This window comes from Pseudomonas sp. HY2-MNA-CIBAN-0224 (genome assembly GCF_040310285.1).
Lineage (GTDB): Bacteria > Pseudomonadota > Gammaproteobacteria > Pseudomonadales > Pseudomonadaceae > Aquipseudomonas > Aquipseudomonas helleri.
In genome coordinates this window covers 1-305 of record NZ_JBEOPQ010000340.1, presented here as the reverse complement: position 1 = coordinate 305, position 305 = coordinate 1, and the positions used below count along the sequence as shown (strand labels likewise).

Sequence of the window (305 nt, the reverse complement as noted above, 5' to 3'; positions counted from 1 at the left end):
ATCTAAGTTTACTCACTCCTGCATGGGGCGAGGTGCTCAATTGTTTGACTAACGATATACCACTACCGGCTAAATACAAAGATCATGCGTTGACCGGCAATCATAAGGGTTTTAGAGATTGCCACATCAAACCTGATTTGGTGCTTATCTACCGTATTCAGAGCGATACGGTAGATTTCGTTAGGCTGGGTAGCCATTCAGAAGTATTTGATTAGCTAACAGCTACAGATGCTACGTATGTTCTAACATAAGCTCAGAATGTAAAGTTTTAGCGCTATTTAAAATCTCGCTCCATTCTTTAACAT

Annotated in this window: 1 protein-coding gene; it reads left to right on the top strand. The window is 40.3% G+C overall.

Translation table 11 applies throughout. The features are described from left to right. The coding region (locus tag AAEZ03_RS26655; protein WP_350582788.1) for a type II toxin-antitoxin system RelE/ParE family toxin at positions 1 to 215 on the top strand (215 nt) is incomplete at its 5' end. Positions 216 to 305: the final 90 nt, after the last annotated feature.